Raw genomic sequence first — 23305 nt, forward strand, 5'->3', positions numbered from 1 at the left:
GATCCTCAGATCATCTCTTCGCCGCCCTTGCCACCGAGAACGATTTCTCCGGCTTCGGCCATACGGCGAGCAATAGTGAGGATTTCTTTCTGCGCGGTTTCCACATCGCTGACGCGCACCGGGCCTTTGGCCTCGAGATCGTCGCGCAACAACTCGGCAGCACGCTTGGACATGTTCTTGAAGATCTTTTCCTTGATCGCTTCGTCGGAGCCCTTGAGCGCCAACACCAGCACGTCGGAAGACACTTCGCGCAGCAACGCCTGGATGCCACGGTCGTCGACATCGGACAGGTTGTTGAAGACGAACATCAGGTCTTCGATCTGACCGGACAGGTCTTCGTCGACTTCGCGGATCGAATCCATCAACTGGCCTTCGATGGAGCTGTCGAGGAAGTTCATGATATCGGCTGCGCGCTTGATACCACCCAGGGTGGTGCGCGACGTATTGGAGTTGCCGGAGAACTGCTTTTCCAGAATCTGGTTCAACTCTTTCAACGCCGCCGGCTGCACGGTGTTGAGCGAAGAGACACGCAGAATGATGTCCAGACGTACCTTGTGATCGAAATGCCCCAGCACCTCACCGGCCTGGTCAGGGTCCAGATAAGCCACCACGATCGCCTGGATCTGTGGGTGCTCATAGCGGATCACATCAGCGACTGCACGCGGTTCCATCCATTTCAGGCTGTCCAGACCGCTGGTGTTACCCCCCAGCAGAATCCGGTCGATGAGGCCGTTGGCTTTGTCTTCGCCCAATGCCTGCGTGAGCATTTTGCGAATGTACCCATCGGAGCCGACGCCGAGACTGGTCTGGTCGCCGACGATCTCGACGAACTCGCTCATCACCCGCTCGACTTCCTCACGGTGCACATTGCGCATCTGCGCCATGGCAACACCCACCCGCTGGACCTCTTTGGGGCCCATGTGTCGAAGCACCTGTGCCGCATCGGTTTCACCGAGGGAGAGCAGGAGAATGGCGGCCTTATCGACCTTGGTCATTTTGGCGGCAAGAGCCCGATTATCACTCATCTGCGTTGATCCACTCTTTTACGACCTGGGCCACACGACCCGGGTCTTCAGCCACCAGACTCTTGATTGCGTTCAACTGTGCGTCATAACCCTCGGTCGGGCTTGGCAGCAGAATGCTTTGCGGACCGCCAAGGCTGACGCGATCGTTGGCCAGTTCGCCATCCAGACCGCCCATGCCGCCGAGTTCGACATCGCCATCGATACCGGCCAGCTGCCGGCTCTTGCCGCTGGTGATGTTGTTCAGTACCGGCCGCAGAACACCGAAGACCAGCACCAGAATGAACAACACTCCCAGTGCTTGTTTGACGATGTCCCAGAACCATGGCTGGGAATAGAACGGGATCTCAGGGATCACTTCACCGCGATCGGCAGCGAATGGCACGTTGACCACGCTGACGCTGTCGCCACGGCTGGCGTCGAAACCGACGGCGTCCTGCACCAGACGAGTGAAGCGCGCCAGTTCATCGGCATTCCATGGCGAGCGAGTGGTCTCGCCCGTCTTGGCATCGACTTTGGCCTTATCATCCACGACCACGGCCACAGACAACCGGGTCACACGACCTTGCTGCTGCTTGGTGTGACTGATGGAACGATCCAGCTCGAAATTCTTGGTCGACTGTTGGCGCTTGTCCGCCGGATAAGGTGCCAGCATCGGCTGACCGGTCGCCGAATCCATGATCTGCTGACCGTTGGCATCAAGCAGCGGTTGACCCGGCTGCACGGAGCCTGAGGCGGCACCGGCCTGAGCGGGTTGCTGCGGCGCGGTGGCCGGCCCTGGTGGTTGATTGCTCAACGCGCCTGGAACGCCCGACGGGCCAGAACCGGACGAACGCTGTTCGTTGACCGACTGTTCGCTGCGTAGCGCAGGCTGATCAGGGTTGAAGCTTTCGGCAGTCGATTCAACGGCGCTGAAATCCACATCGGCCGACACTTCAGCCTTGTAGCGATCATTACCCAGGATCGGTTGCAAGATGTTCTGCACACGCTGGGTCAGCATGCCTTCCATGCGTCGGCTGTAATCGAACTGCTTGCCGGCCATGGTCAATTCGGAATTTTCATGCTGGTCGGACAGCAGAGCGCCCTTCTGATCGACCACGGTAATCTGCGACTTGCTCAGTTCGGGAACGGCGGTGGCGACCAGGTTGATGATCGCCAGAACCTGACCCGGCTCCAATGAACGGCCAGCATACAACTCGATCAGTACCGAAGCGCTTGGCTTGCGTTCATCACGCACGAACACCGAACTTTTCGGAATCGCCAGATGCACCCGCGCACCCTTGACGTTGTTGAGGCTGGAGATGGTCCGCGCCAGTTCACCTTCCAGGCCGCGACGATAGCGCGTGGCCTCCATGAACTGGCTAGTCCCCAGACCCTGGTCCTTGTCGAGAATTTCGAAGCCGACATTGCCGTCGCTTGGCGCCACACCCGCGCCCGCCAATTTGATCCGGGCGCGCTGCAAATCCTCGGACTTGACCAGCAAGGCACCGGAGCTTGGCTCGACGGTATAAGGGATGTCCGCTGACGCCAGCGTTTCCATGACCTGCTTGGTGTCCATACCCGCAAGGCTGCCGTACAGCGGCTTGTAATCGGGCTGCTGGGACCAGAGCACCACGGCAAAACCAATCGCCACGCTCGCCGCCAGACCGACCATGAGGCCAACCTGACGCAGCATGGTCATCTCGGAGAGGTTTTCCAGAAAGGACAAACCGAACAACGGCGGTTTGCCTGGGGCGGCACCCGCCTTGGCCGGCAAGTTATCGGCGACTGCTTCAGCCATGACTCAAATCGTCCTTAAACCGGCATCTGCATGATGTCTTGATAAGCCTGAACCAGTTTATTGCGAACCTGGGTCAAGGCCTGGAACGAAACGCTGGCTTTCTGCGAGGAAATCATCACGTCGGTGAGATCAACGCCGCTTTTGCCGATTTCGAACGCGTTCGACAACTGATTGGAAGCCTGCTGGGTATCGTTGACCTTGTTGACCGCCTGACCCAGCATGTCGGAAAAGCTGCTGGTGCCAACTTCCGGGGTGCCGATAGCCTTGGGCTTGGCCATGGCGTCCATTTGCATGGAGCGCATGTCCAATATCAAGCGATTAAATTCAACACCTTGGCTCATGACATCTCTCTCACTAGGGGCCGCAGTTTTTTGACGCTCGTTAAGCGGTTACGGATGTCGTAGCAACAAGAGTGCCAGCAAAGTAGTGGCACTTAGCCTTCTTTCAGGCAATGATGACCTGTAGGAGCTGCCGAAGGCTGCGATCGAGTGCGAAGCGCTGGCAAAAATGGTGAATCCACCATCGTCGGAAGGTCCTTCGGCCCTTATCGCGGGCAAGCGCGCTCCTACAAAGGGGCATCGCATCAATTTACGTTGCGAACAGGTACGCCTCGACATCCATCCCCGCGTCGCGCATCTGCGCCAGTTTGTAACGCAGGGTTCTGGGGCTGATACCCAAGCGCTCTGCCGCTTCTTTACGGCGACCGCGCTCGGCACGCAGGGTGTCGATAATCATCTGGAATTCGCGGCGCCGCAGATCGTCGCCCAAGGCCCCGGCGGATTCACTGGCCTGGGTCTCAGGCACGGCAACTTCCACCGAAGAAGCCCGAACGGGCACGACGATCCGCGGCTGCGTCGGCACGCCGAGCGCTGGCAATGGCGAGGCCGCCACCGGGCCCGCCAGACAGAAATCCTGCGCCTGAATCACGCCACCCTGCTGCAGGATCAATGCCCGCTGAATCGCGTTATCCAGCTCGCGCACATTGCCCGGCCATGGATAACCCACCAAACAGGCCTGTGCATCCGCCGACAAATGAACGGCAGCGTGCTTCATTTTATTGACGTGTTTGGACAGCAATCGCTCGGCCAACGGCAGAATATCGGCAGTACGCTCGCGTAACGGCCGCCAAGCCAGCGGGAACACCGAAATACGGTAATAAAGGTCTTCGCGAAAACGCCCTGCCGCCACTTCACCGGCCAGATCGCGGTTGGTGGTCGCCAGCACACGGATATCCAGGGCGATGGGTTTGCGCGCACCGACGCGCTCTACCTCCCTTTCCTGAAGCACCCGCAGCAATTTGGCTTGCAGACCTAAAGGCATTTCCGAAATTTCATCGAGCAGAATGGTGCCGCCATCCGCCTGCTCGAACTTGCCCGCCTGCGCCGCGATAGCGCCGGTGAAAGAACCTTTTTCATGGCCGAACAATGTCGCTTCGAGCATGTTGTCCGGGATCGCCGCGCAATTGATGGCAATAAACGGCTTGCTGGCCCGAGTCGACTGCTGGTGAATGAAACGTGCGAGCACCTCTTTGCCCGTGCCCGACTCACCGGAAATCAGCACGGTCGAATCGCTTCGGGCAACTCGACTGGCCAGGTCCAGCAATTGGGCACTGGCCGGCTCGAAAGCCACTGGCCCTTCACTGTCGGCAGGCCCGAGACGACCCAGCGCGTGTCGCGCCACCAGCGCCATCAGCGCCTTGGGCTCGAAAGGTTTGACCAGATAATCCGCCGCACCCTGACGCATCGCATCCACCGCGCGCTCCACCGCCCCGTGCGCGGTCATCAGCAGCACCGGCAAGTGCGCATGACGGCTGCGCAGTACACTCAATAATTGATGGCCGTCCATGCCCGGCATGTTGACGTCACTGATCACCAGACTGAAAGGCTCTTCGGCCGCAGCCTCAAGCGCCTCTTCGGCAGAGCCGACGGCACGGTAGTCGTGACCGGCCAATAACAAGGTTTCACCCAGCGCCTCACGCAACGATGGGTCATCCTCGACCAGCAAAACCTTGATCGCCATCAGTTCATACCTGCGCGACTGGCGGCTGGAATCAATGGCAAGGTGACGATCGCGCAGGTACCGCGACCGGGACGGGAACGAAACTGCAACCGCCCCTGGTGCGCGCGCGTCACGGCATTGACCACCGCCAGCCCCAACCCGGTGCCGGTGGCCCTGGTGGTAAAAAAGGGCTCGCCGATTCTCGCCAACGCCGCAGCGTCGATCCCACTGCCGTTATCGCTGATGCACAAGCGAAGGTCGTTACCGCGGCTGTAGAGATGGATTTTCAGGCGCGCTTTACCCGCACTGGCTTGCACGGCGTTTTCAACCAGATTGAGCAGCGCACCGACCAGCGTGTCGCGATTGCACAACAACTCGCCGTCGTGACTGTCGCACTGCCAACGCACCGGTATTTCCTGCACATGGGTTTGCGCCGCCGCCTGCAACGCCTGGAACAATAGGTCTGGCGCAAGGCGATCGGTCAACGGCAACTCGCCGCGGGCAAACACCAGCATGTCGCGCACTTGATGTTCCAGCTCGTGCAAACGCTCTTTCAAGCGTCCGGCGAAACGCTGCTGTGTCGCCACCGGCAGTTCCTGCTCGGTCAAATGGCTGGCGTAAATCAACGCAGCAGACAGCGGGGTACGAATCTGATGCGCCAGGGAAGCGACCATTCGCCCCAGGGAAGACAAGCGCTCGTGACGGGCCAGTTGATCCTGTAAATGGCGGGTTTCGGTCAAGTCGGTGAGCAGTACCAATTGACCGGGTTCGGCATCCAGCGAGCGGGTGGCGATCGACAGGCGCCGCCCATCTTTAAGGGAGACCTCGTGACCATCATCTTCGCGCGGAGCGAAACAACGACTGATCACATGCCGCCACAGCATGCCCAGCAACGGCTCTCCCAACAGATCGCACGCCGCCGGGTTGGCCTCACGCACCACGCCGTGGCCATCGATGACAATGACGCCGCCGGGCAACAGGGCCAACAGGTTTTGCAGGCGATTAGCCAGAAGCTCTTTTTCAGCCAGCTCTTGCATACGCTGGGCGCTGACAACAGCCAACTCACCCTTGAGCTCTGTCACCCGCGCTTCGAGCAAGCTGTAGGAGTCGCTCAACTGGTTCGACATCTGATTGAACAGCGCGAACGCCTGCTCAAGCCCTGCCCGACTCTCTTGCTCGAGGGACAGCTGCGCTTCGACAGGAAGGGCAGAAGACATCTGGGCAGCCTGGGGCATAGTGATCTCTCGCATGGCGAACCGTCATTAAACGGTATGTAGCAAGAGACATAGCAATACCCGTGCCTAAAAAAAACCCCTGAATTTTCAGGGGTTTAGTTATCTGGCAAAAAAACAGGCGTCAATCCTCCGCCTGCTCATCGCCATCACGACGGCTCATGCCGTACTTACGCATTTTTTCCACCAGCGTGGTACGACGGATGCGCAGCCGTTCGGCGGCGCGAGCCACGATACCATTGGCATCGTCCAAAGCCTGCTGGATCAAGCCCTGTTCGAGCCCGCCCAGATAGTCCTTGAGGTCGAGACCTTCAGGTGGCAACAGGGCGCCGGAGCCGAAGCTGGTGGTGTGACCGTTGATGGCCACGCGCTCTTCCAGATCGCTGCGCAAGCTGTCGACCAGTTGCTCATCTTCGTCATCGACGTAGCGGAATTTCTTCGGCAACTCGACGACGCCGATCACCCCATAGGGATGCATGATCGCCATGCGCTCGACCAGGTTGGCCAGTTCGCGGACGTTGCCCGGCCAGCCGTGGCGGCAAAGCGACATGATGGCCGCCGAATTGAAGCGGATCGAGCCACGCTTCTCATGCTCCATGCGCGAAATCAATTCGTTCATCAACAGCGGAATGTCTTCCACACGCTCGCGCAGCGGGGCCATTTCGATCGGGAATACGTTCAGGCGGTAGTACAGGTCTTCACGGAACGTGCCAACCTCGATCATGCTCTCGAGATTCTTGTGCGTCGCAGCGATGATCCGCACGTCGACACTCTGGGTCTTGTTGCTGCCGACGCGCTCGAAGGTTCGCTCCTGCAGTACGCGCAACAGCTTGACCTGCATGGGCAACGGCATGTCGCCGATTTCGTCGAGGAACAGCGTGCCACCGTTGGCCAGTTCGAAGCGCCCGGCACGGCTGGTGATCGCCCCGGTGAACGCGCCCTTTTCATGACCGAACAATTCGCTTTCCAGCAACTCGGCGGGTATTGCGCCGCAGTTGACGGGCACGAACGGCGCGTCCCGACGCTTGGAGTGGTAGTGCAGATTGCGCGCAACCACCTCCTTGCCGGTACCGGACTCACCGAGGATCAGCACGCTGGCATCGGTGTCGGCGACCTGCTGCATCATTTGCCGGACATGCTGAATCGCCCGACTGGTACCCACCAGACTGCGAAACAGGTTCGGCTCACGATGACGACCACGCTCGCGGGCCTGATCGTACATTTCACGATAGACCTGGGCACGGTGCAGGGAGTCGAGCAATTTGCTGTAGCTCGGCGGCATTTCCAGGGAAGACAGCACACGCCGGCGCAGGTCATCCGGCAGGTCAACGGAAGAAAAATCGCCCATTAACATGACCGGAAGGAACTCATCCCATGCAGCGATGGTCTTAAGCAGTCCTTGGACACTGCCCGGAGCGCTCACGGTGCCAACCAGCACACAAAGCACTTCACGGGTAGACCCCAATGGAGCGACCACCTGCTGCCAGTCCAGGCTCGAGCAGGACAAATTTTCTTCGCCAAGAAAATTCAGAATGACCGCCATATCCCGGCGGCGCTGGCTATCGTCATCGATCAGCAGAATCTTGATTTCACGCCACATGCAATAGCAACTTCCCTAGTCAACTCAATGCCCATGAATGGGGCAAGCTTGGCGTCTATGGCCAATACGACTTTTTAGACGCCAGAAAATAGTAAACAACACTAGTTAAGTCAAAAAACCGTACACAGTCAAATTTATGGCGCACTACTTTTCGATCAACCACGTTTTTAACCGAACAGATGGTAAACCTTTGCTGCGTTTTTGGCATGCTGGATCTGCGTCATCTCATCGACTATCGCCTGACGCTCGCCCATCGCAACATCAAGTAGCTGGCGGTAGACCCCCAACAACTCCTCCAGATTACTGCGAACTGCCGTTTCGTCGAGGGGAGTCTCGCTGATAACGTCGTCGACACAGGCGCGACAAGCCAGATCCAGCTGGCTGATAGCCTCCCAGTCACGCTCGGCCAATGCACCTACCAGAGCTTCACGGGTTTGTTCGATACGCTGCAGCACAAGACTCATGATGAATTCCTCAAACCTGCGGGCTATTAAACAGCAATGGCATCCCAGCCTTCTTTGACCGTGCTCAACAAGCCGCTGACTTCGTCGAGAATTTTCGGATCGCTTTTGATGTTGGCCTCAGCCAGGCGTTTCATCATATAGACGTAGAGATTGTCCAGATCGCCCAGAGGGTGGGCCGGGTTTTGCATATCCAGACCTTCGCGCAGGCCACCCACAATCTCGATAGCCTTGCCGATCAAAATGCCCTTACTGGGGATGTCCTTGCGCTCCATGGCACCTTTGGCCTGGGCGATGCGATCCAGGCCGCCTTCCATCAGCATCTGCACCAGACGATGGGGGCTGGCTTCAGACGTCTGAGCCTGCGCTCCAACCTTCTGATACTGCCGTAGAGCTAACATCGGGTTCATGTTCTACCTCATCACAACTCAAGAGTTCGTATAACCAAGGTATCGACGCAGAGTCAAAAAGCTTTAGCTAAAAAGCCAAAAACCCGGCATGCAGTGAAACGCAGCCGGGCTTTTGGCGCTGACTCGGTGATTAGCCGGTCTTCGACGCGGACAACGAGGTGAAGAAGGCTGTGATACTGGTGGAGGTCGCCTTCAACTGGCCGACCACCAGGTCCATGGCGTTGTACTTGGCTGTCAGCTGCGCCGTCAGGTTGGTGGTCCGCAGATCCAGAGCAGCCTGCTGATTGGTAAGATCACTTTGCTGCTTGGTCAAATTGGAGGTGCGCGCGGCGAGAATCCCACCGGTCTGAGTGTAAGGCGTGAGGACCGCACCCATGCGCGCCAACAAACCATTGGTACTATTGGTGCCGGAAAACAGAGTCTGCACCTGACTGCCCAACGCCGGTTTGGCCATCGCCGCGGTGAACTTGGTGCTGTCGAAACTAAGCGTCCCGTCCACCTGCGCCGTCTGGATGCCCAACTGTGACAACACCGACAACTGGCTGCCAGGACCCGGGGTCACCAATTGTGCACGCAAGGATGAGATCAACGTACGCGGCAGTGAATCACCGGACATCGCGCCGCCCCCGCTTATATTTTTGGTAGTCGGGTCCTGGGTACCTGGCGCGGTCAGGGTGTTCATCGTCTTCATCAACGAGTTGAAGGCCGTTACGAACGTTTGCAACGACGTTTGCAGACCGCTGGTATTTTGCGCGACCGTTACCGTCGAGGTGGCGTTGGCGCCCGCCAACAGCGTCATGCTTATTCCGCCGATAGGATTGACGGTATTGGTCTTGCTACTTATCGCCAGGCCATCGACCGTGAAATTGGCATTTTGGGCCTGAGCGCCGATATAACCAGCACTGCCCGCTGTTCCATCCATCAGGGTGCTGCCGCTGATTGCCAGACCCGCAATACCACTGGCGCTGATGTCCGAACCAGCACCCGTGGTGGTCGACCCCAACACCAGGCGGGAGCCGTTGCTGTCAGTGACAATGTTGGCCGTGATGCCGTTGCCGCTCAGCGAGGTGTTGATCGCATCACGCACCGTCTGCAACGTCGAGCCGCTCGGGATAGAAACAGGGTACGCAGTGCCATTTTGACTGATGGTCAAAGTACCAGTCGGAATGGCACTGCTCGCACCGCCAGCAAACGAAGCACTGGCGACCTTGGACGAAGTGGCCAGGTTTTGCACGACAATGCTGTAGGTACCAGGAACCGCCGTGTTATCAGAGGTCGTGGTCAAGGTCGCCGGGGTGGACGAGGTTGCAGCGAAGCCCGCAAACGCCGGACTGGTGGTACTGCCCAGAGTGGTCAGGGCCGCCTGGTAGGTCGCCATCGCGCTTTGCAATTGACTAACGCCAGAAAGCTTGGTCGCGACAGCGGTGTTCTGTTTGCTGATTTGGGACTTTTCGGCCGCCGTGTCAGAGCCGACCAGCGCGCTGACGATCGCACCGATATCAAGGCCCGAGCCGAGCCCCGTACTCGTGCTTATTGGACTTGCCATGTGCATCTCCTTTCAGTTTTACGACAGTCTTTTGACCCACAATGCTGCCAAAAGAACTCAACAACACAATCCATGCCAGCTTCAGGCTTTTGCGTTGAACAACACACTGCCTGCAGTGCTCAAGCTGTCCGCCAGCTTCAGCGCTTCTTCCGATGGGATCTGCCGGATCACCTCACCTGTTTCGCTGGCGATCACTTTTACCACCACCTTGCCGGACGCCTCATCAATCGAGAACGCCAGGTTGCGCTTGACCGATTGGACGAACTTCTCGATATCTTGCACGGCGGCTTTCAGCTTGCTCGAATCCGCATCCTTGTCCGTGTCCTTACTTCCGGTCGTCGGCGCAGTGCTTTGAACCTGAGGCGCCGCAGCCGTTTTATCAGCAGCAGTGCTTACCGGTGCCGGAGCTGGGTAAGACAAGTTCAGCTTGACGCTCATATCCATGTCCATCACCTCTAAACTAAAAAAGCGAGAGAGCACGATAAACGCACTCCCCCGCTAAAACTCATTCCGAAATTACTGAATCAGCTTCAGTACAGCGGAAGGCAGTTGGTTAGCTTGAGCCAGAACAGCGGTGGAAGCTTGTTGCAGAGTTTGCTGTTTGGTCATGTTAGCCGTTTCAGCAGCGAAGTCGGTATCTTGAATGCGACCCATTGCCGCAGTGGCGTTCTGGGTAACGTTTTGCAGGTTGCTTATGGTGCTGGACAGACGGTTTTGCGACGCACCCAGGTTTGCACGAGTGCTGCCGATGGCTGCCAGAGCCGCGTCGATTGCAGTGATTGCGTTATCGATTGCGGAAGCTGCGGCAGCGCTGGTGGCGCCGGTCAGTGCAACGGTACCGCTGTCTACCGAGAGGCTGACGGCGTCGAACTTGCCGCTCAGCGTCAAGTCGATTTGGTTAGCAGTACCGGTGTTGGAACCCACTTGCAGGGTCATGATGCCCGCAGAACCGTCCAGCAGGACCTTGCCGTTCAAGTTGGTCGCAGCCGAGATACGGGTCAGTTCGTCGGACATCTGGCTGAATTCAGAGTTGGTTGCAGTCTGGTCAGCGGTGCCGTTGGTGCCGTTACGTGCCTGAACAGCCAGTTCACGCATACGTTGCAGAATGTTGGTCGATTCTTGCAGCGCGCCTTCAGCGGTCTGCGCCATCGAGATACCGTCGTTGGCGTTTTTCACGGCCACGGTCTGTCCACGGATCTGGCTGCTTTCGCGAGTAGCGATCTGCAGGCCAGCGGCGTCGTCTTTAGCGCTGTTGATTTTCAGGCCGGAAGAAAGACGAGTCATCGATGTGGTCAGAGCATCAGACGCTCTGTTCAGGTTTGCCTGAACGGCCAGGGATGCAATATTTGTGTTTACGCCTAACATGATGAATTCCTCACTGGTTGGGTACTGCGGCTTCCGGCCCTGGCAACCGCCGGGTATGGCCTAGAGAACCTTCGTAATGGTTATCGTCGAGAGTGCAAGGAGCTTGAGGGCTTTTTATAAAAAAATTGCCACTACTCTGACATCCCTACAGATGTCGGGGGCTGCAGAGCATCTCGCTTCACCTGTAACGTCTGGTTAACACCTTCATTTCCAACCTTTTGAGGAATGACGTCCTTTGTCGGGACGTCAGGTTTCGACATTCGCCCGAGGGCGTCTTCTTTATTGCAGCAGCTTGAGGATGGCAGCTGGTAGTTGGTTGGCTTGGGCCAGGATGGCTGTTGAGGCTTGTTGCAGGGTTTGGTTTTTGGTGAGCTCGGAGGTTTCAGCGGCGTAATCAACGTCCTGGATTTGGCCGCGGGAGGCGATTGCGTTCTGGATGGTATTTCTCAGATTGGAAACCGTGCTCGCCAACCGGTTTTGCTTGGCGCCCAGATCGGCGACGGCAGAGTTGATGGTTTGCAATGCTTTGTCGATGGCGTCCATCGATGCCCCGATGTTGTCACCCATCGCGGTATCGTTCAGGGCTTTGGTAGCGGCGTTGGCGTCGATTTTGGTGCTGTAGGCGGCAGTTGCGGTGTCAAAGTCGGATCGAGCCTTTGCGACTGCATCTGCTGCGGCCGTAACGGCGACACCATCGTTTTTATCGACATTTTTAAGAGCCGCCTGAGCCACTTTCAATTTCGCATCAGCGTCCTTCATCACCTTCGCTTCTTGCTTGGTGTCCGCCAGTACCAAAATATTCCGCTTACCGGTGCCGTCAATCGTGAGGCGGGAGTACTCGCCGACCTTGGTTTCCTGCAAGCCAGTGGTTGTAGCATCCGCCGCTACCGCAGGAACTGCCTTCGTCGCTTTGAACAATGAGTTCGCAGTGAAATCCCCCGAAAGCGACACATCGATTTGCTCCGCCGGCCCCGTATTCGCACCTACGTGAAATGTCAGAATACCCGCACTACCATCCAGCAACTTGAGGCCCGTACCAAAGGTTGTGCTTTGAGCTTTACGGGTCAGTTCGTCAGTCAATTCCTGAAATTCAGAGTTGAGTGCGTCACGGTCATCTTGGCTGTTACTGCTGCTTTTCGCCTGAACGGCAATTTCGCGCATACGCTGCAAGATACTAGCAGACTCTTTTAAAGCACCTTCGGCCGTTTGAATAATGGATATTCCGTCATTGGCATTTCTGGCTGCCACTGTCATCCCCTTGATTTGCGTAGTCAGACGACTCGCAATCTGCATACCGGCAGCATCGTCCTTGGCACTGTTAATCCTCAAGCCCGAGGACAAACGCGACATAGTAGTACTCACAGACTCGGAAGCACGATTCAAATTATTCTGAACCGACAGCGAAGCGACGTTGGTATTTACGGTTAAAGCCATAATGAAATTCCTCGCAAAATAAAAACTGCTGGCTTTCAAAAACAGGCGACAATCCCGCACACCTTGAAAACCTACACAATGTTTATCGGAGAGATTAGAAGTGGCTTTAACGTGCCCAACAGGGATATCGGGATATTAATACCCGACACTTGTAGGGTATTTCGATTGTAAGCGGTGATTATTAAAAGAATTATTTTTTTCGGAATTTTTTTTAAAAAAAGGTAAAAAAATCCAACCACTTCTCAAACATCCAGGACACAACTCAATGAACCTGACAGCTGACAGCAAAGACCAATACGACTGCATATAGGAGCTGCTGAAGGCTGTGATAGGGCGAGGCTTGCCCGACCTGCATCGCGGGCTCAATGAATCGCAGCCTTCGGCAGTTCCTCCATGAGATTTATGGCTTATCAAAGCTGCGAGCCCCTCCTCACCTCGTCCAAAACGATCCAAGCCTGCCAAGCTTAAATCTTGTCAACTACCCGACCGGATAGTTGTGCTCAGGAATTCGGCCCCCTACTGTTACCGCTCCCGCAAACTTTATTTATCTGGAGAACGGCAATGATCTAGAGCAGACAACATCGAAAATAGAACCATCAAAACAACTTCGCCTTGGATCATATCTAAAGCTAAAAATTTGGTGACCATCATGAAATGGACTATCAAGAAAGCACTTCCTACCTTAGCAATAGTATCGCTAGCAGCTTATGCGAATGCGGCCAGCGCTACCGTCGTAACTATACAAATTCAAAACTTTTCTGCTGAACCCTTCACCTTTTTTACCGGAACTTATGAATTCCCAAGCACGCTTCGCCCCGGAGAAGCAAGGGACTTTACCGTCAACTTTAACGGCGACAATGGCAGTGAAATAGATGTTACCTATCGCACTGCTTCGGGAAAAACATGCAGATTCCAAGGGTCACATACAGTCAAACCAAGATCGTATCAAACGGCAGGAGAGTGGACAAAATCCGCCACTAGCACGGGGCCGGTAAATGCTTATTGCGCAGCGATGCAAGTCATAGAAAAATATTCCGCTCCCTACAATTACAAATTGACCCTCCATATGGGCGGCGGCTGATTATTATTGACGACTAAAGCGAGATGAAATATCTGACCAGAATAGAGCTCCTGATTTGGAGCTCTCTCGCTTGCAGAGCGGCGTTGAAGACGAGGATGTCCAGATCTTTCCCGCGACGGGTTGTATCAGGCGTTGATGCATGTCGCTGATGGCCTATTCGCGAATGAATTCGCTCCCACAGAGCCCAGGCCAGGCACCCTGAATTTGCTCGAACTAGGCCTCGCTCCCCAACAACTCCACCAACTCATACTCCAGATAATCCGCCAATCCCAACCCGTCCCGCGCTTCCTGACAGCTCAGCATGGCCTGCAACAACAATAGCCACTGCTGCTGTTTCGCTGCGGGTCCTTCGGCAAACAGCGGCATGAGAGCGGTGAACAGTTCAACCATGTCCAAGGCCCCTTCGACGTCGCGTCCCAGTCGGAACAGACCGGCGCAATGGCGTGCGGCTTGCGTCAGTTCGATTGCGCTGCTCATTGGCTGAAATCCGGGTTAAACGCCGTACCGGCGATGATTGCGCCTGCCCGGCTGCTGTTGAAAAAACGCACCTGCGGATGCCTGGCAATGTAACGCTCCAGTTCGCTCAGGTAGCGACGGAAGTTGAGCTGGGTCTTGACCCGCTGCCCATGACCATCGAGCACCCAGTGTCGGGCAAGGTTAACGCCAGGCCCTAGATCGCCATCCTTCCAACTGGCGTGGGTCTTGTTCATCGGAAAGGCAAAGTCGGCACCGAACAAGGTGATCCGCGCCGCGCCCATCTTCACTGCCAAATCCACCGCCGGATGAATCACACTGCCGCCGACGTACAGCTGCCCTCTGGCGATCTGCTGGCGCAGCGCGGCATAGATCGGGCTGGCTGAGTACCCGCCGTAGCGCACGCCCTTCCAGGCCAGTAGCACCTGCGGGTCACTCAGCGGCATATACACCAAGGGGATATTGTCGGAGTCCAACGGCGGCAAGTGCCGGGCGGTGATCCGCTGATCGATACTCACCACCAGGTCCGGCTTGATGCCGTGTTCAGTCAAAGGCCGGTAGGCGGTGTCGACACTGATGAACAGCGGCCGCTGTGCCTGCGCGCGAATGGCCAGCAGTTTGTCGAAGTGCTGTTCCAGACTCGGCCCGGTACCGATTACGTAGATGTCCTGGCCTGCCTGCGAGCCGAACAGCTCGGCGACATCGCGATCACTGCGCACCAGCTCAAGACTGTCCTGCAAGCGCTGGACAATCTCCGGGGACTGCGTATCGAATTCGCGATTGTTGAAGTTCAGGTGCACTTCACTGACCAGTCGATCACGGATCCTGGCATTCAACTCATCCGCCAGCTCCAGCTCGGACGGCAGTGCAAAGAACGGCAACTGGATGTCCCGGTAGTCGGCGGCATAGCGCAGTTCGACCCGTGGATCGCTGAGCCAGGGCGTTTGATCGAGCAGTTTGAGGACTAACGCAAACAACCCGCCATTGAGGATGTGTACCTGTAAACGCTGAAGCACGGGGCTTTCCAGCAACACCTGCTGCAAATCGCCCAGACCGGTGCCGTAGACATGCAGAGTCGGGCTTTCAGGTGGCAGACTGGCCGCTTGCAGGCGCGCTTCGGCGGTGCGGTCATGGCGACTGGTCAGCTGAATGCCGGCGACACTCAGGGTCGAGCCCAGCCCTTCCACCAGTTCGGCCTGCACTGATTCGCTGTCTTCAGCCAGCAACCGTGAGAGCAACTCCGGCCAGCGGCTCTGTAGCACCTCGGCATTTCGCTGAAAGCTTTCGCTCATGCTGCCTCGCTCAAAACGTACGCAAAAAAATAGCGCTCAAGGTTAACTCACCTGAAGCGCTATTTTGGATGCTTTATACAATCACGGTCGGTGGAGGATCGCCGAGCCCCAGGACAAGCCGACGCCAAAACCGCTCAGGGCCACCCGTTTCCAGGTGGTGTCCATCACGTGCTTTTCCAGCAGCAAGGGGATGCTTGAAGACACGGTGTTACCGGTTTCCAGCATGTCCTTGAGGAACTTCTCCGGCTCGCCTTCGAAACGCCGGGCGACCGCGTCGACAATCGCCGCGCTGCCCTGGTGGATGCAGAAGGCGTCGATATCGGCCGACTGCAAGCCGGACTCATCCAGCAACTCGTGCAGGTGTGCAGGTACTTTGATCAGAGCGAAGTTGAAGACCTGACGGCCATTCATGTAGAACACGCCGTCGTTGACCTTCAAATGCGGCGCACCGGAACCGTCGGTGCCGAACTTGGCCTTGCCCAACTGCCAGGTCGCGTCTTCACCCATCCACGTGGCGGTTGCGGCATCGCCGAACAGCATGGTGGTGTTGCGATCTTCGGGGTCGACGATTTTCGAGTATGGGTCGGCGGTCACCAACAGGCCATTCTTCAGCCCTGTGGCTTCCATGAAGCCCTTGAGCGCATAGATGCCATAGACGTAGCCCGAGCAACCGAGGGAAATGTCGAACGCGGCCACGTGAGTCGACAGGCCGAGCTTGTCCTGCACGATGGCGGCGGTGTGGGGCAGCCCGTCGTCGTCGCCGTTCTGTGTGACGACGATCAGCGCGTCGATGGACTCGCGCGTGAGGTGAGGATTCTTTGCAAACAAGGCATTGACGGCCTCGACGCACAAATCGGAAGTTTCTTGGCCATCATCTTTACGCGGCAGAAAAGCAGAACCGATCTTGCCAAGAATGAACTCGTCATCCTTGCCGAATTTGACACCCTGCGCGTAATTGTCTACGCCGGCTGCGGGCACGTAACTCGCTATGCTTTTGATGCCAATCATCATGGCTTCCCAATAATAGACAGCTGAATATCACCGCTCGCTGGATCGAGGGGCGCCGACAAACAGGAATTTTCCGTCGCCATACAGGGCGACAGCGGGAGATGTCAGAGGCTATCACAAGGCCTATTAGAGGCTTGGCGCCATCATTCCCGCTCAATACGATACAGTGAAGATGCGCGTTATGACTCACAGGTCACTAAGTTTTATACGCTTTTGTCGCGTGTTTTGCCCGTCACCTTCCTGAACGAGCCAGCAAAACCCGCACTCACGTAGCGACCTTGTATCTAACACCGACGTAATCAGACCGTGCGAGAGCCAATGGGTTCGCGCGAAAGCGGACGTGGTTTGGCCAAAACACCTCGGTGTCGCCACTGCCTTCGCGAATGAATTCGCTCCCACAAAGGATCGCATACTCTCTGTGGAGCCAACTTGTTGGCGGGGGGGCCGATGCGATGTGTCTGATGCTACTCGACCAACGCCCAATCCAGCGCAGTACCCCGCGTCAGTGCCTGGCGGGCTTTGCGGCCCAAAAGTGCATCGATGTGTTTGGGCGCGAGGCCCAGACCGGGGCGGATGGCGCGGACGTTCTCGGCGCTGAATGCCTCGCCAGCCGCCATGTCGCGCACGACGTACAACGAACGGCGATAGACCAACGACTTCTGCTCGGCTTCGGTAGGGCCGTAGTGAACCTGACCAAGGGCTTGCCAGGCGCGCTCGGTCTCGACCACCAGACTGGCCAGTTCGGAAGGCTCCAGCGAGAAACTTGCATCCACCCCTCCAGCGGCCCGATCCAGGGTGAAATGCTTCTCCACGACACTGGCGCCAAGCACCACCGCTGCCACTGAAACACCCACGCCCATGGAATGATCGGACAAACCGACTTCACAGCCGAACATCTCGCGCAGATGGGGAATGGTTCGCAGATGACTGTTTTCCGGCGAGGCCGGGTAGGTGCTGGTGCACTTTAGCAGCACCAGGTCCTTGCAGCCGGCAGCCCGAGCCGCGCGCACAGTTTCATCCAGCTCTGCGACGCTGGCCATGCCGGTGGAAATGATCAGCGGTTTTCCGGTGGCAGCCACCCGACGAATCAACGGCAAATCGGTGTTTTCGAAGCTGGCGATTTTGTAGGCCGGCACATTCAGGCTTTCGAGAAAATCCACCGAGCTCTCATCGAAGGGCGTTGAGAACGCCAGCATGCCCAACTCTCTGGCGCGTTCGAAGATTGGTGCGTGCCACTCCCATGGGGTATGGGCTTTTTCGTAGAGCGCGTACAGCGAAGAGCCCGCCCACAGACTTTTCGGGTCCTTGATGAAGAACGCCCCGTGATCCAGGTTCAGGGTCATGGTGTCCGCGGTATAGGTCTGCAGCTTGAGCGCATGAGCGCCAGCCCGCGCAGCCGCCTCGACGATCTGCAAGGCGACGTCCAGGGACTGGTTATGGTTACCGCTCATCTCGGCAATGATAAAAGGCGGTGAACCCGCACCAATCGAGCGGTCGCCAATCTTGAAACTAGTCATTCGCATGATCCTTTAGTGCGCGTTCGAACCGGCAGTCGGCTTGAACGTATCCCGCCTCTCGAAACAGGTTGATCGACGCCTGGTTTGCCGGCAGTACCTGAGCATCGATCAGTCGTAGCGTTGGCCAGTAATCCCGGACGAGGCTCTCGCCCCTGGCCAGCAGCGCCTTGCCCCAGCCCAGACCGAAGCGTCCTTCGAACAGGTAGATCGAAACCTCGGCCCGCGTTTCCACCCGGTCATAGCGCAGCACACCGATCGGCCCGTCGACCGCTTCGGCAATCAACAGCAGGCGCTGCGCGTTGGCCAATGTGGCAGCCAACCAGGTCAGGTGGCTGGCCCAATCGATTGCTTCCGGCTGCACGGACCAGCGCCGGACCGCCGCAGCGTTGCGCCCCTCGAACAGCAGGCGTGCATCGGCCATCGTCGCCTTGCGCAGTTGCAGAGCCGCCCCTGCCAATGCCACCGCCACGCGCCGGGCGCCTTGGCCGTCGACCAACTGACGAGAGCGCTCGGCGAAGCTCTGGCGCAGCCCTTGGTTCGCCAGCAACACGCTGATGGCTTGGCGCAACGACGCGACAGAAACCGTCTCGCGGGGGCCCAGATACAGGTGCGCGCCAGCCGCTGCCAGGTGTTCGGCGTTGGCCTGTTGATTCGCCGCAACCGCGATGCAGAGGGTCGGCAGCCCCAACGCGGCACGCTCCCAACTGGTGCCACCGCCGGCACCGACGAACAGGTCCGCTTGAGCCATCAAGCGGGCGAATTGGTCAGTGTGGGTTTGCAACCGCCAGGTGGGACGACTGACTACCATCGCCTGCATCCGTTCCCACTCAGGATTGCCGGTGCCAGCAATGAAATCGACCTCCAACCCCTCGAACCCGGCCAGCGCCAACATGGCTTTATACGTTTCACCAGCGGCATCGAAGCCGCCGAAATTCACCAGCACCCGACGCGCCTGCGCCTGAATGGGCACTGGGTCGCGCTTGAACTCATCGCGAATCAGGGCGAAGCGTGGACCGAGCAAGGTCTGGCACTCCGGTTCGACCCAGGGTGCGTAGGCGCTTGGGGTGCCACTCAAATTCTGGTCGAGCAACAGATCGACGGCGTGGCGACGGTTGGCCAGATCGTCGATCGCGGCGATCCGTGGTGCCCATTGCCGAGCGGCGGTCTGCCAGTGGTGGTCGAGGCCATAGTGATCGACGATGATCCAGTCGAACGCCTCCTCTGCCGTCAACAGCACCTGCAGAGCGGCGATGTCCACCTGCCAGGGCAAGGCGGCTTCGATGTCCTGAACTGCTTTTTCCTCACCATAGGTGGCAGGTAACCGGTAAGTCCGCCACCCCTGAGCCTCGAGGCTGGCCAGCAAATGTCCCGGCAATAAGTGGCAGGCAAAGACCACGTCGGCCCCGCCATCGCGCAACACCTTGGCCAGGGTCAGGCATCGGGCTATATGGCCGCTGCCTATCGCCAAAGAGGCATCGGCGCGAATCAGGACTCTCACGACTCCAACTCCCCTGCGGCTTTCAGGGCCGCATAGAGAAACCCGGCACGAATCCAGTCCTCCTCGGTGTCGATATCCTGTACCAGATGCCGGGGCAGGATCACCGGCAAGCTCCGCTCGGAGAACAGCACATCACCCCGCAGCCACGCGTCACTTCGTCCCCAGTAAAACTGCCCGGCATCCTGATAGGCAGCGGGCAAGTCCTGAGAGCGGGTTTCGCGGAATTGCGGATACAGCGGCGTCAATGCGCCCTGGCCGTCGAGGGTCAAGGCGCGCTGTACGGGGAAGGCAAAGCCGCACACTGAAAAGGCGAACGACTTGGCGGGATGTTGCTCAAGGACCTGCAACCCTTCACGCAAATAGCGCACTTGCAGCAAAGGCGCCGTCGCATAGAGGCAACAGGCGAAGTCGTAATGCTGCCCACTTGCCTGCACGGCGCGCAGGGCATGTTCGATGACCGCCGCCGTGCCGGTGAAGTCATCCGCCAATGCCGCCGGGCGCATAAAGGGGACCTGCGCGCCGTGGGCCCGAGCGACCGCAGCAATCTCATCATCATCGGTACTGACCAGTACCTGATCGAACACACCCGACTTCAGCGCCGTACGAATCGTACCGACGATCATTGGCTCGCCGTTGAACAGCTTGAGGTTCTTGCGCGGGATACGTTTGCTGCCACCCCGCGCCGGAATGATCGCGATAGCCTTCAAGGACGCTTTTCCAACAGAAACCAGTTGATATCGTCAGCGGGAAACTGCCGGTCACGGTGATAGCAGAAGCCGTAATCAAGCAACTCCAGATCGCTAAAACGCTCAAGCATTTCCCCGGCAAAATCGCGCTTGAACAACTTGCCGCTGTTGCCACGATAGGACACCTCAACCGGCACCGGGTTGTAGTACTCGCAAATCAGGATATAGCGCTGGCTTAATTCATAGAGCTGAGCATAGGCGGCTGGCAACAACTCAGGTGCCAGATGAATCAGTACCCCTTTGCTCAAGGTCAGTTGGAACGTCTGCTCGCTCGGGTAATCGAACAACGAGCCGTGCCAGACCTTGGCGATACCCAGGGCTTGTGCCTCGCCATGGGCCTTGGCATTGATTTCGACGCCGTACAAGGCACAGCCTGGCAACAGCTGATGCAAAGCACGCAAGTTGTTGCCGGTATTGGTGCCAAGCTCCAGCAGGCTATCGATCCGCCCAGTGCGCGCCAACGCCTTGCCGAACAGAGCCAGGTTAGTGGCAATCAATTCACTGCCCTGATTGCGGGCTACGTACTGGTCGCCAAACTCACCGCTCCAGAACGTTTCCTGCTCGCTCAATTCACGCATCTATCACTCTCGTCAGCGGTTAGTAAGCGATCGCTCAGGCAACCAGTCGTCGCAATTGCGCGATCACATAATCCTGTTGTTCTTCAGTCAGGTCCGGGTACAACGGCAAGCTGAACGCTTCGCCGTAATAGGCTTCTGCCTGAGGGAAGTCGCCAACAGCAAAACCCTGCTGCTGGTAATAGGGCTGCAGGTGGACCGGAATGTAGTGCAGATTCACCCCCAGTCCGGCGTCACGCAACCCTTCGAACACCTCGCGGTGGCTTCTGGCAATCTTCGTCAGCTGCAAACGAATGACGTACAGATGCAAGGCCGACTCGGCACCTGGCTGGGCAGTCGGCAAGGTCAGCGGCAGGTCTGCCAGCAGTCGGTCATAACGGGCCGCGAGTTCGCGCCGACGGGCGATGAACTCATCGAGCCTGGTCATCTGCGACAGGCCCAATGCGGCTTGCAGGTCGGTCATCCGGTAATTGAAGCCCAACGCCTGCTGCTGGTAATACCAAGGGCCATGACTGGGTTCGGTCATCTGCTCCGGGTCGTTGGTAATGCCATGGCTGCGCAAGCGGCGCAAACGCGCCGCCAACTCAGGGCGGTTGGTCAGGACCATGCCGCCTTCGGCCGAGGTAATGATCTTGACCGGATGAAAGCTGAACACCGTCATCGCCGCGTATTGGCCACACCCCACCGGACGCCCGTCATAGGACGCGCCGACAGCGTGAGCCGCGTCTTCGATCAAGGTAAATCCGTAACGCTCGGCGAGCCCGGCGATGGCTTCCATGTCACAGCTCTGACCAGAGAATGCCACTGCCACCACCACTTTAGGCAGTTGCCCAACGCGTTCGGCCGCTTCGAGTTTTTGCGCCAGCAACCCGGCGTCGAGGTTCCAGGTCAGCGGGTCAATGTCGACGAAGTCCACTTCGGCGCCGCAGTAGCGCCCGCAGTTGGCGGACGCGACAAAGGTATTCGGGCTGGTCCACAACCGGTCACCCGGTCCCAGGTCAGCCGCCAGGCAGGCAATGTGCAAAGCCGCCGTGGCGTTGCACACCGCGACGGCAAAACCGGCCTGACAGCGTTCGGCCATGGCGGCTTCGAAGCGTTCGATGGTGGGCCCTTGAGTCAGCATCCGCGACTTGAGCACCTCCACCACCGCATCGATATCCGCCTGGTTCACGCTCTGCCGACCGTAGGGGATCATGTCGACAGCTCGGCGCGCTGCTCTTTATGCTGCTCTTTATGCTGCTCTTCACGCTGTTCTTCATGTAGGTCAGCGATCTGGCTCACGCTCAAAAACGCGGGGTTGTTGTCGGAGCGGTACTCGAAGGCTTCGTCCACCGCTTCGCCCCGCTCGCCCAGCCCATCGACCGAAAAATCGAGGTCAACGCTGGTAAAACGGATCGACGGCTGAATGGTGTAGTGGTCCTTGAATTCGATGGTCATCCGCGCATCGTCCAGCGGCACCATCAATTCGTGGAGTTTTTCACCCGGACGAATGCCGACATGTTTATGCGGCAGATCCCTGGCCATACCCTTGGCCAGATCGACAATCCGCACCGAAGGAATTTTCGGCACGAACACTTCACCGCCGTGCATGCGCGCAAAACTGTCGAGCACGAACTGCACACCGTGATCGAGGGTGATCCAGAAGCGCGTCATACGTGCGTCGGTAATCGGCAACTCCCGCGCGCCTTCGCTGATCAGCTTGCTGAAGAACGGCACCACCGAGCCCCGCGAGCCAGCGACGTTGCCATAGCGCACCACGGAGAAACGCGTCTGCTGGTCACCGGCGATGTTGTTCGCGGCAACGAACAGCTTGTCCGACAGCAGCTTGGTCGCACCGTACAAATTGATCGGGCTGGCGGCCTTGTCGGTGGACAAGGCAATGACCTTCTTCACCCCGTTGTCGATGGCGGCGGCAATGATGTTTTCCGCGCCGTTGACGTTGGTACGGATGAATTCCGTCGGGTTGTATTCCGCCGCTGGCACCTGCTTCAAGGCAGCGGCATGCACCACGTAATCGATCCCGCGCATGGCCACACGCAAGCGCTCGGCATCGCGTACGTCGCCAAGGAAGTAGCGCATGCACGGCGCGTTGAAGGTCTGCTGCATCTCGTACTGCTTGAGCTCATCGCGGGAAAACACCACCACCCGTTTGGGCTGGTACTGCTCCAGCAAACGGCGGATAAAGTTGCGACCGAACGAACCGGTGCCGCCTGAGATGAAAATCGATTTGCCGTTGAACATGCCGTGAGTCCTTTGACCTGCGTCA

At 58.0% G+C, this 23305-nt stretch carries 22 protein-coding genes; 1 reads left to right on the forward strand and 21 read right to left on the reverse strand.

Features of this window, described 5'->3' with window-relative positions; genetic code table 11:
* Window positions 1-5: 5 nt before the first annotated feature.
* The 12 genes from fliG to AC1MEE_RS16910 form a co-directional block, all read right to left on the reverse strand.
* Window positions 6-1025 (reverse strand): flagellar motor switch protein FliG, encoded by a 1020-nt coding sequence (fliG, locus tag AC1MEE_RS16855; RefSeq protein WP_480410740.1) that lies wholly within the window; start codon window positions 1023-1025, stop codon window positions 6-8.
* Window positions 1018-2802, reverse strand: coding sequence for a flagellar basal-body MS-ring/collar protein FliF (gene fliF / locus AC1MEE_RS16860; RefSeq protein WP_480410741.1), 1785 nt, complete (start codon window positions 2800-2802; stop codon window positions 1018-1020). The genes fliG and fliF overlap by 8 nt, the downstream gene beginning before the upstream one ends.
* Before the next feature lie 14 nt (window positions 2803-2816).
* On the reverse strand, window positions 2817-3143 hold the full coding sequence (gene fliE, locus AC1MEE_RS16865; protein WP_480410742.1) for a flagellar hook-basal body complex protein FliE: 327 nt from the start codon (window positions 3141-3143) through the stop codon (window positions 2817-2819).
* A gap of 247 nt (window positions 3144-3390) precedes the next feature.
* The gene (locus AC1MEE_RS16870) at window positions 3391-4821 is read right to left on the reverse strand and encodes a sigma-54-dependent transcriptional regulator (protein WP_480410743.1); all 1431 of its coding nucleotides are present in this window, start codon (window positions 4819-4821) and stop codon (window positions 3391-3393) included.
* Window positions 4821-6035: a sensor histidine kinase gene (locus tag AC1MEE_RS16875; protein ID WP_480416253.1), complete on the reverse strand. Its 1215-nt coding sequence runs from the start codon at window positions 6033-6035 to the stop codon at window positions 4821-4823. Before AC1MEE_RS16875 ends, AC1MEE_RS16870 begins: the two co-directional genes overlap by 1 nt.
* 121 nt (window positions 6036-6156) lie before the next feature.
* Window positions 6157-7632: a sigma-54 dependent transcriptional regulator gene (locus AC1MEE_RS16880; RefSeq protein ID WP_480410744.1), complete on the reverse strand. Its 1476-nt coding sequence runs from the start codon at window positions 7630-7632 to the stop codon at window positions 6157-6159.
* Window positions 7633-7799: 167 nt separating this feature from the next.
* Window positions 7800-8096 (reverse strand): flagellar protein FliT, encoded by a 297-nt coding sequence (gene fliT, locus AC1MEE_RS16885; protein WP_480410745.1) that lies wholly within the window; start codon window positions 8094-8096, stop codon window positions 7800-7802.
* A gap of 26 nt (window positions 8097-8122) precedes the next feature.
* Complete coding sequence (gene fliS / locus AC1MEE_RS16890) at window positions 8123-8503, reverse strand: flagellar export chaperone FliS (RefSeq protein WP_480410746.1); 381 nt, start codon at window positions 8501-8503, stop codon at window positions 8123-8125.
* 130 nt (window positions 8504-8633) lie between these two features.
* Window positions 8634-10049 carry a flagellar filament capping protein FliD gene (fliD, locus tag AC1MEE_RS16895; protein WP_480410747.1) on the reverse strand — a complete coding sequence of 472 codons (1416 nt, stop codon included), beginning with the start codon at window positions 10047-10049 and terminating at the stop codon, window positions 8634-8636.
* 81 nt (window positions 10050-10130) lie between these two features.
* On the reverse strand, window positions 10131-10493 hold the full coding sequence (locus AC1MEE_RS16900) for a flagellar protein FlaG (protein ID WP_480416254.1): 363 nt from the start codon (window positions 10491-10493) through the stop codon (window positions 10131-10133).
* Between the two features lie 72 nt (window positions 10494-10565).
* Entirely contained in the window at window positions 10566-11417 is an 852-nt protein-coding gene (locus AC1MEE_RS16905; protein ID WP_480416255.1) for a flagellin domain-containing protein, read from the reverse strand.
* A gap of 276 nt (window positions 11418-11693) precedes the next feature.
* Window positions 11694-12848 (reverse strand): flagellin N-terminal helical domain-containing protein, encoded by a 1155-nt coding sequence (locus AC1MEE_RS16910; protein WP_480410748.1) that lies wholly within the window; start codon window positions 12846-12848, stop codon window positions 11694-11696.
* 649 nt (window positions 12849-13497) lie between these two features.
* Here AC1MEE_RS16910 and AC1MEE_RS16915 point away from each other — a divergent pair.
* Window positions 13498-13929: a hypothetical protein gene (locus AC1MEE_RS16915; RefSeq protein WP_480410749.1), complete on the forward strand. Its 432-nt coding sequence runs from the start codon at window positions 13498-13500 to the stop codon at window positions 13927-13929.
* Between the two features lie 213 nt (window positions 13930-14142).
* Here the strand turns inward: AC1MEE_RS16915 and AC1MEE_RS16920 are convergent, their stop codons facing one another.
* The 9 genes from AC1MEE_RS16920 to pseB all read right to left on the reverse strand — a co-directional run bounded on the left by AC1MEE_RS16920 (window position 14143) and on the right by pseB (window position 23280).
* Complete coding sequence (locus AC1MEE_RS16920) at window positions 14143-14406, reverse strand: hypothetical protein (RefSeq protein ID WP_480410750.1); 264 nt, start codon at window positions 14404-14406, stop codon at window positions 14143-14145.
* Window positions 14403-15695 carry a motility associated factor glycosyltransferase family protein gene (locus AC1MEE_RS16925; RefSeq protein ID WP_480410751.1) on the reverse strand — a complete coding sequence of 431 codons (1293 nt, stop codon included), beginning with the start codon at window positions 15693-15695 and terminating at the stop codon, window positions 14403-14405. Before AC1MEE_RS16925 ends, AC1MEE_RS16920 begins: the two co-directional genes overlap by 4 nt.
* A gap of 81 nt (window positions 15696-15776) precedes the next feature.
* The gene (locus AC1MEE_RS16930; RefSeq protein ID WP_480410752.1) at window positions 15777-16703 is read right to left on the reverse strand and encodes a ketoacyl-ACP synthase III; all 927 of its coding nucleotides are present in this window, start codon (window positions 16701-16703) and stop codon (window positions 15777-15779) included.
* 464 nt (window positions 16704-17167) lie between these two features.
* A complete protein-coding gene (pseI, locus tag AC1MEE_RS16935) occupies window positions 17168-18220 on the reverse strand; it encodes a pseudaminic acid synthase (RefSeq protein ID WP_480410753.1) in 1053 nt (350 codons plus the stop codon).
* Window positions 18213-19718, reverse strand: a complete 1506-nt coding sequence (gene pseG, locus AC1MEE_RS16940; RefSeq protein WP_480410754.1) for a UDP-2,4-diacetamido-2,4,6-trideoxy-beta-L-altropyranose hydrolase — start codon at window positions 19716-19718, stop codon at window positions 18213-18215. Before pseG ends, pseI begins: the two co-directional genes overlap by 8 nt.
* Window positions 19715-20425 (reverse strand): pseudaminic acid cytidylyltransferase, encoded by a 711-nt coding sequence (gene pseF, locus AC1MEE_RS16945; protein WP_480410755.1) that lies wholly within the window; start codon window positions 20423-20425, stop codon window positions 19715-19717. Before pseF ends, pseG begins: the two co-directional genes overlap by 4 nt.
* Window positions 20422-21042: a pseudaminic acid biosynthesis-associated methylase gene (locus tag AC1MEE_RS16950; protein WP_480410756.1), complete on the reverse strand. Its 621-nt coding sequence runs from the start codon at window positions 21040-21042 to the stop codon at window positions 20422-20424. Before AC1MEE_RS16950 ends, pseF begins: the two co-directional genes overlap by 4 nt.
* 34 nt (window positions 21043-21076) lie before the next feature.
* Entirely contained in the window at window positions 21077-22234 is a 1158-nt protein-coding gene (gene pseC, locus AC1MEE_RS16955; RefSeq protein WP_480410757.1) for a UDP-4-amino-4,6-dideoxy-N-acetyl-beta-L-altrosamine transaminase, read from the reverse strand.
* Window positions 22231-23280: a UDP-N-acetylglucosamine 4,6-dehydratase (inverting) gene (gene pseB, locus AC1MEE_RS16960; RefSeq protein ID WP_480410758.1), complete on the reverse strand. Its 1050-nt coding sequence runs from the start codon at window positions 23278-23280 to the stop codon at window positions 22231-22233. The genes pseC and pseB overlap by 4 nt, the downstream gene beginning before the upstream one ends.
* Between the last annotated feature and the right edge of the window lie 25 nt (window positions 23281-23305).

The sequence above is a fragment of the Pseudomonas sp. ASL3 genome, assembly GCF_056680425.1.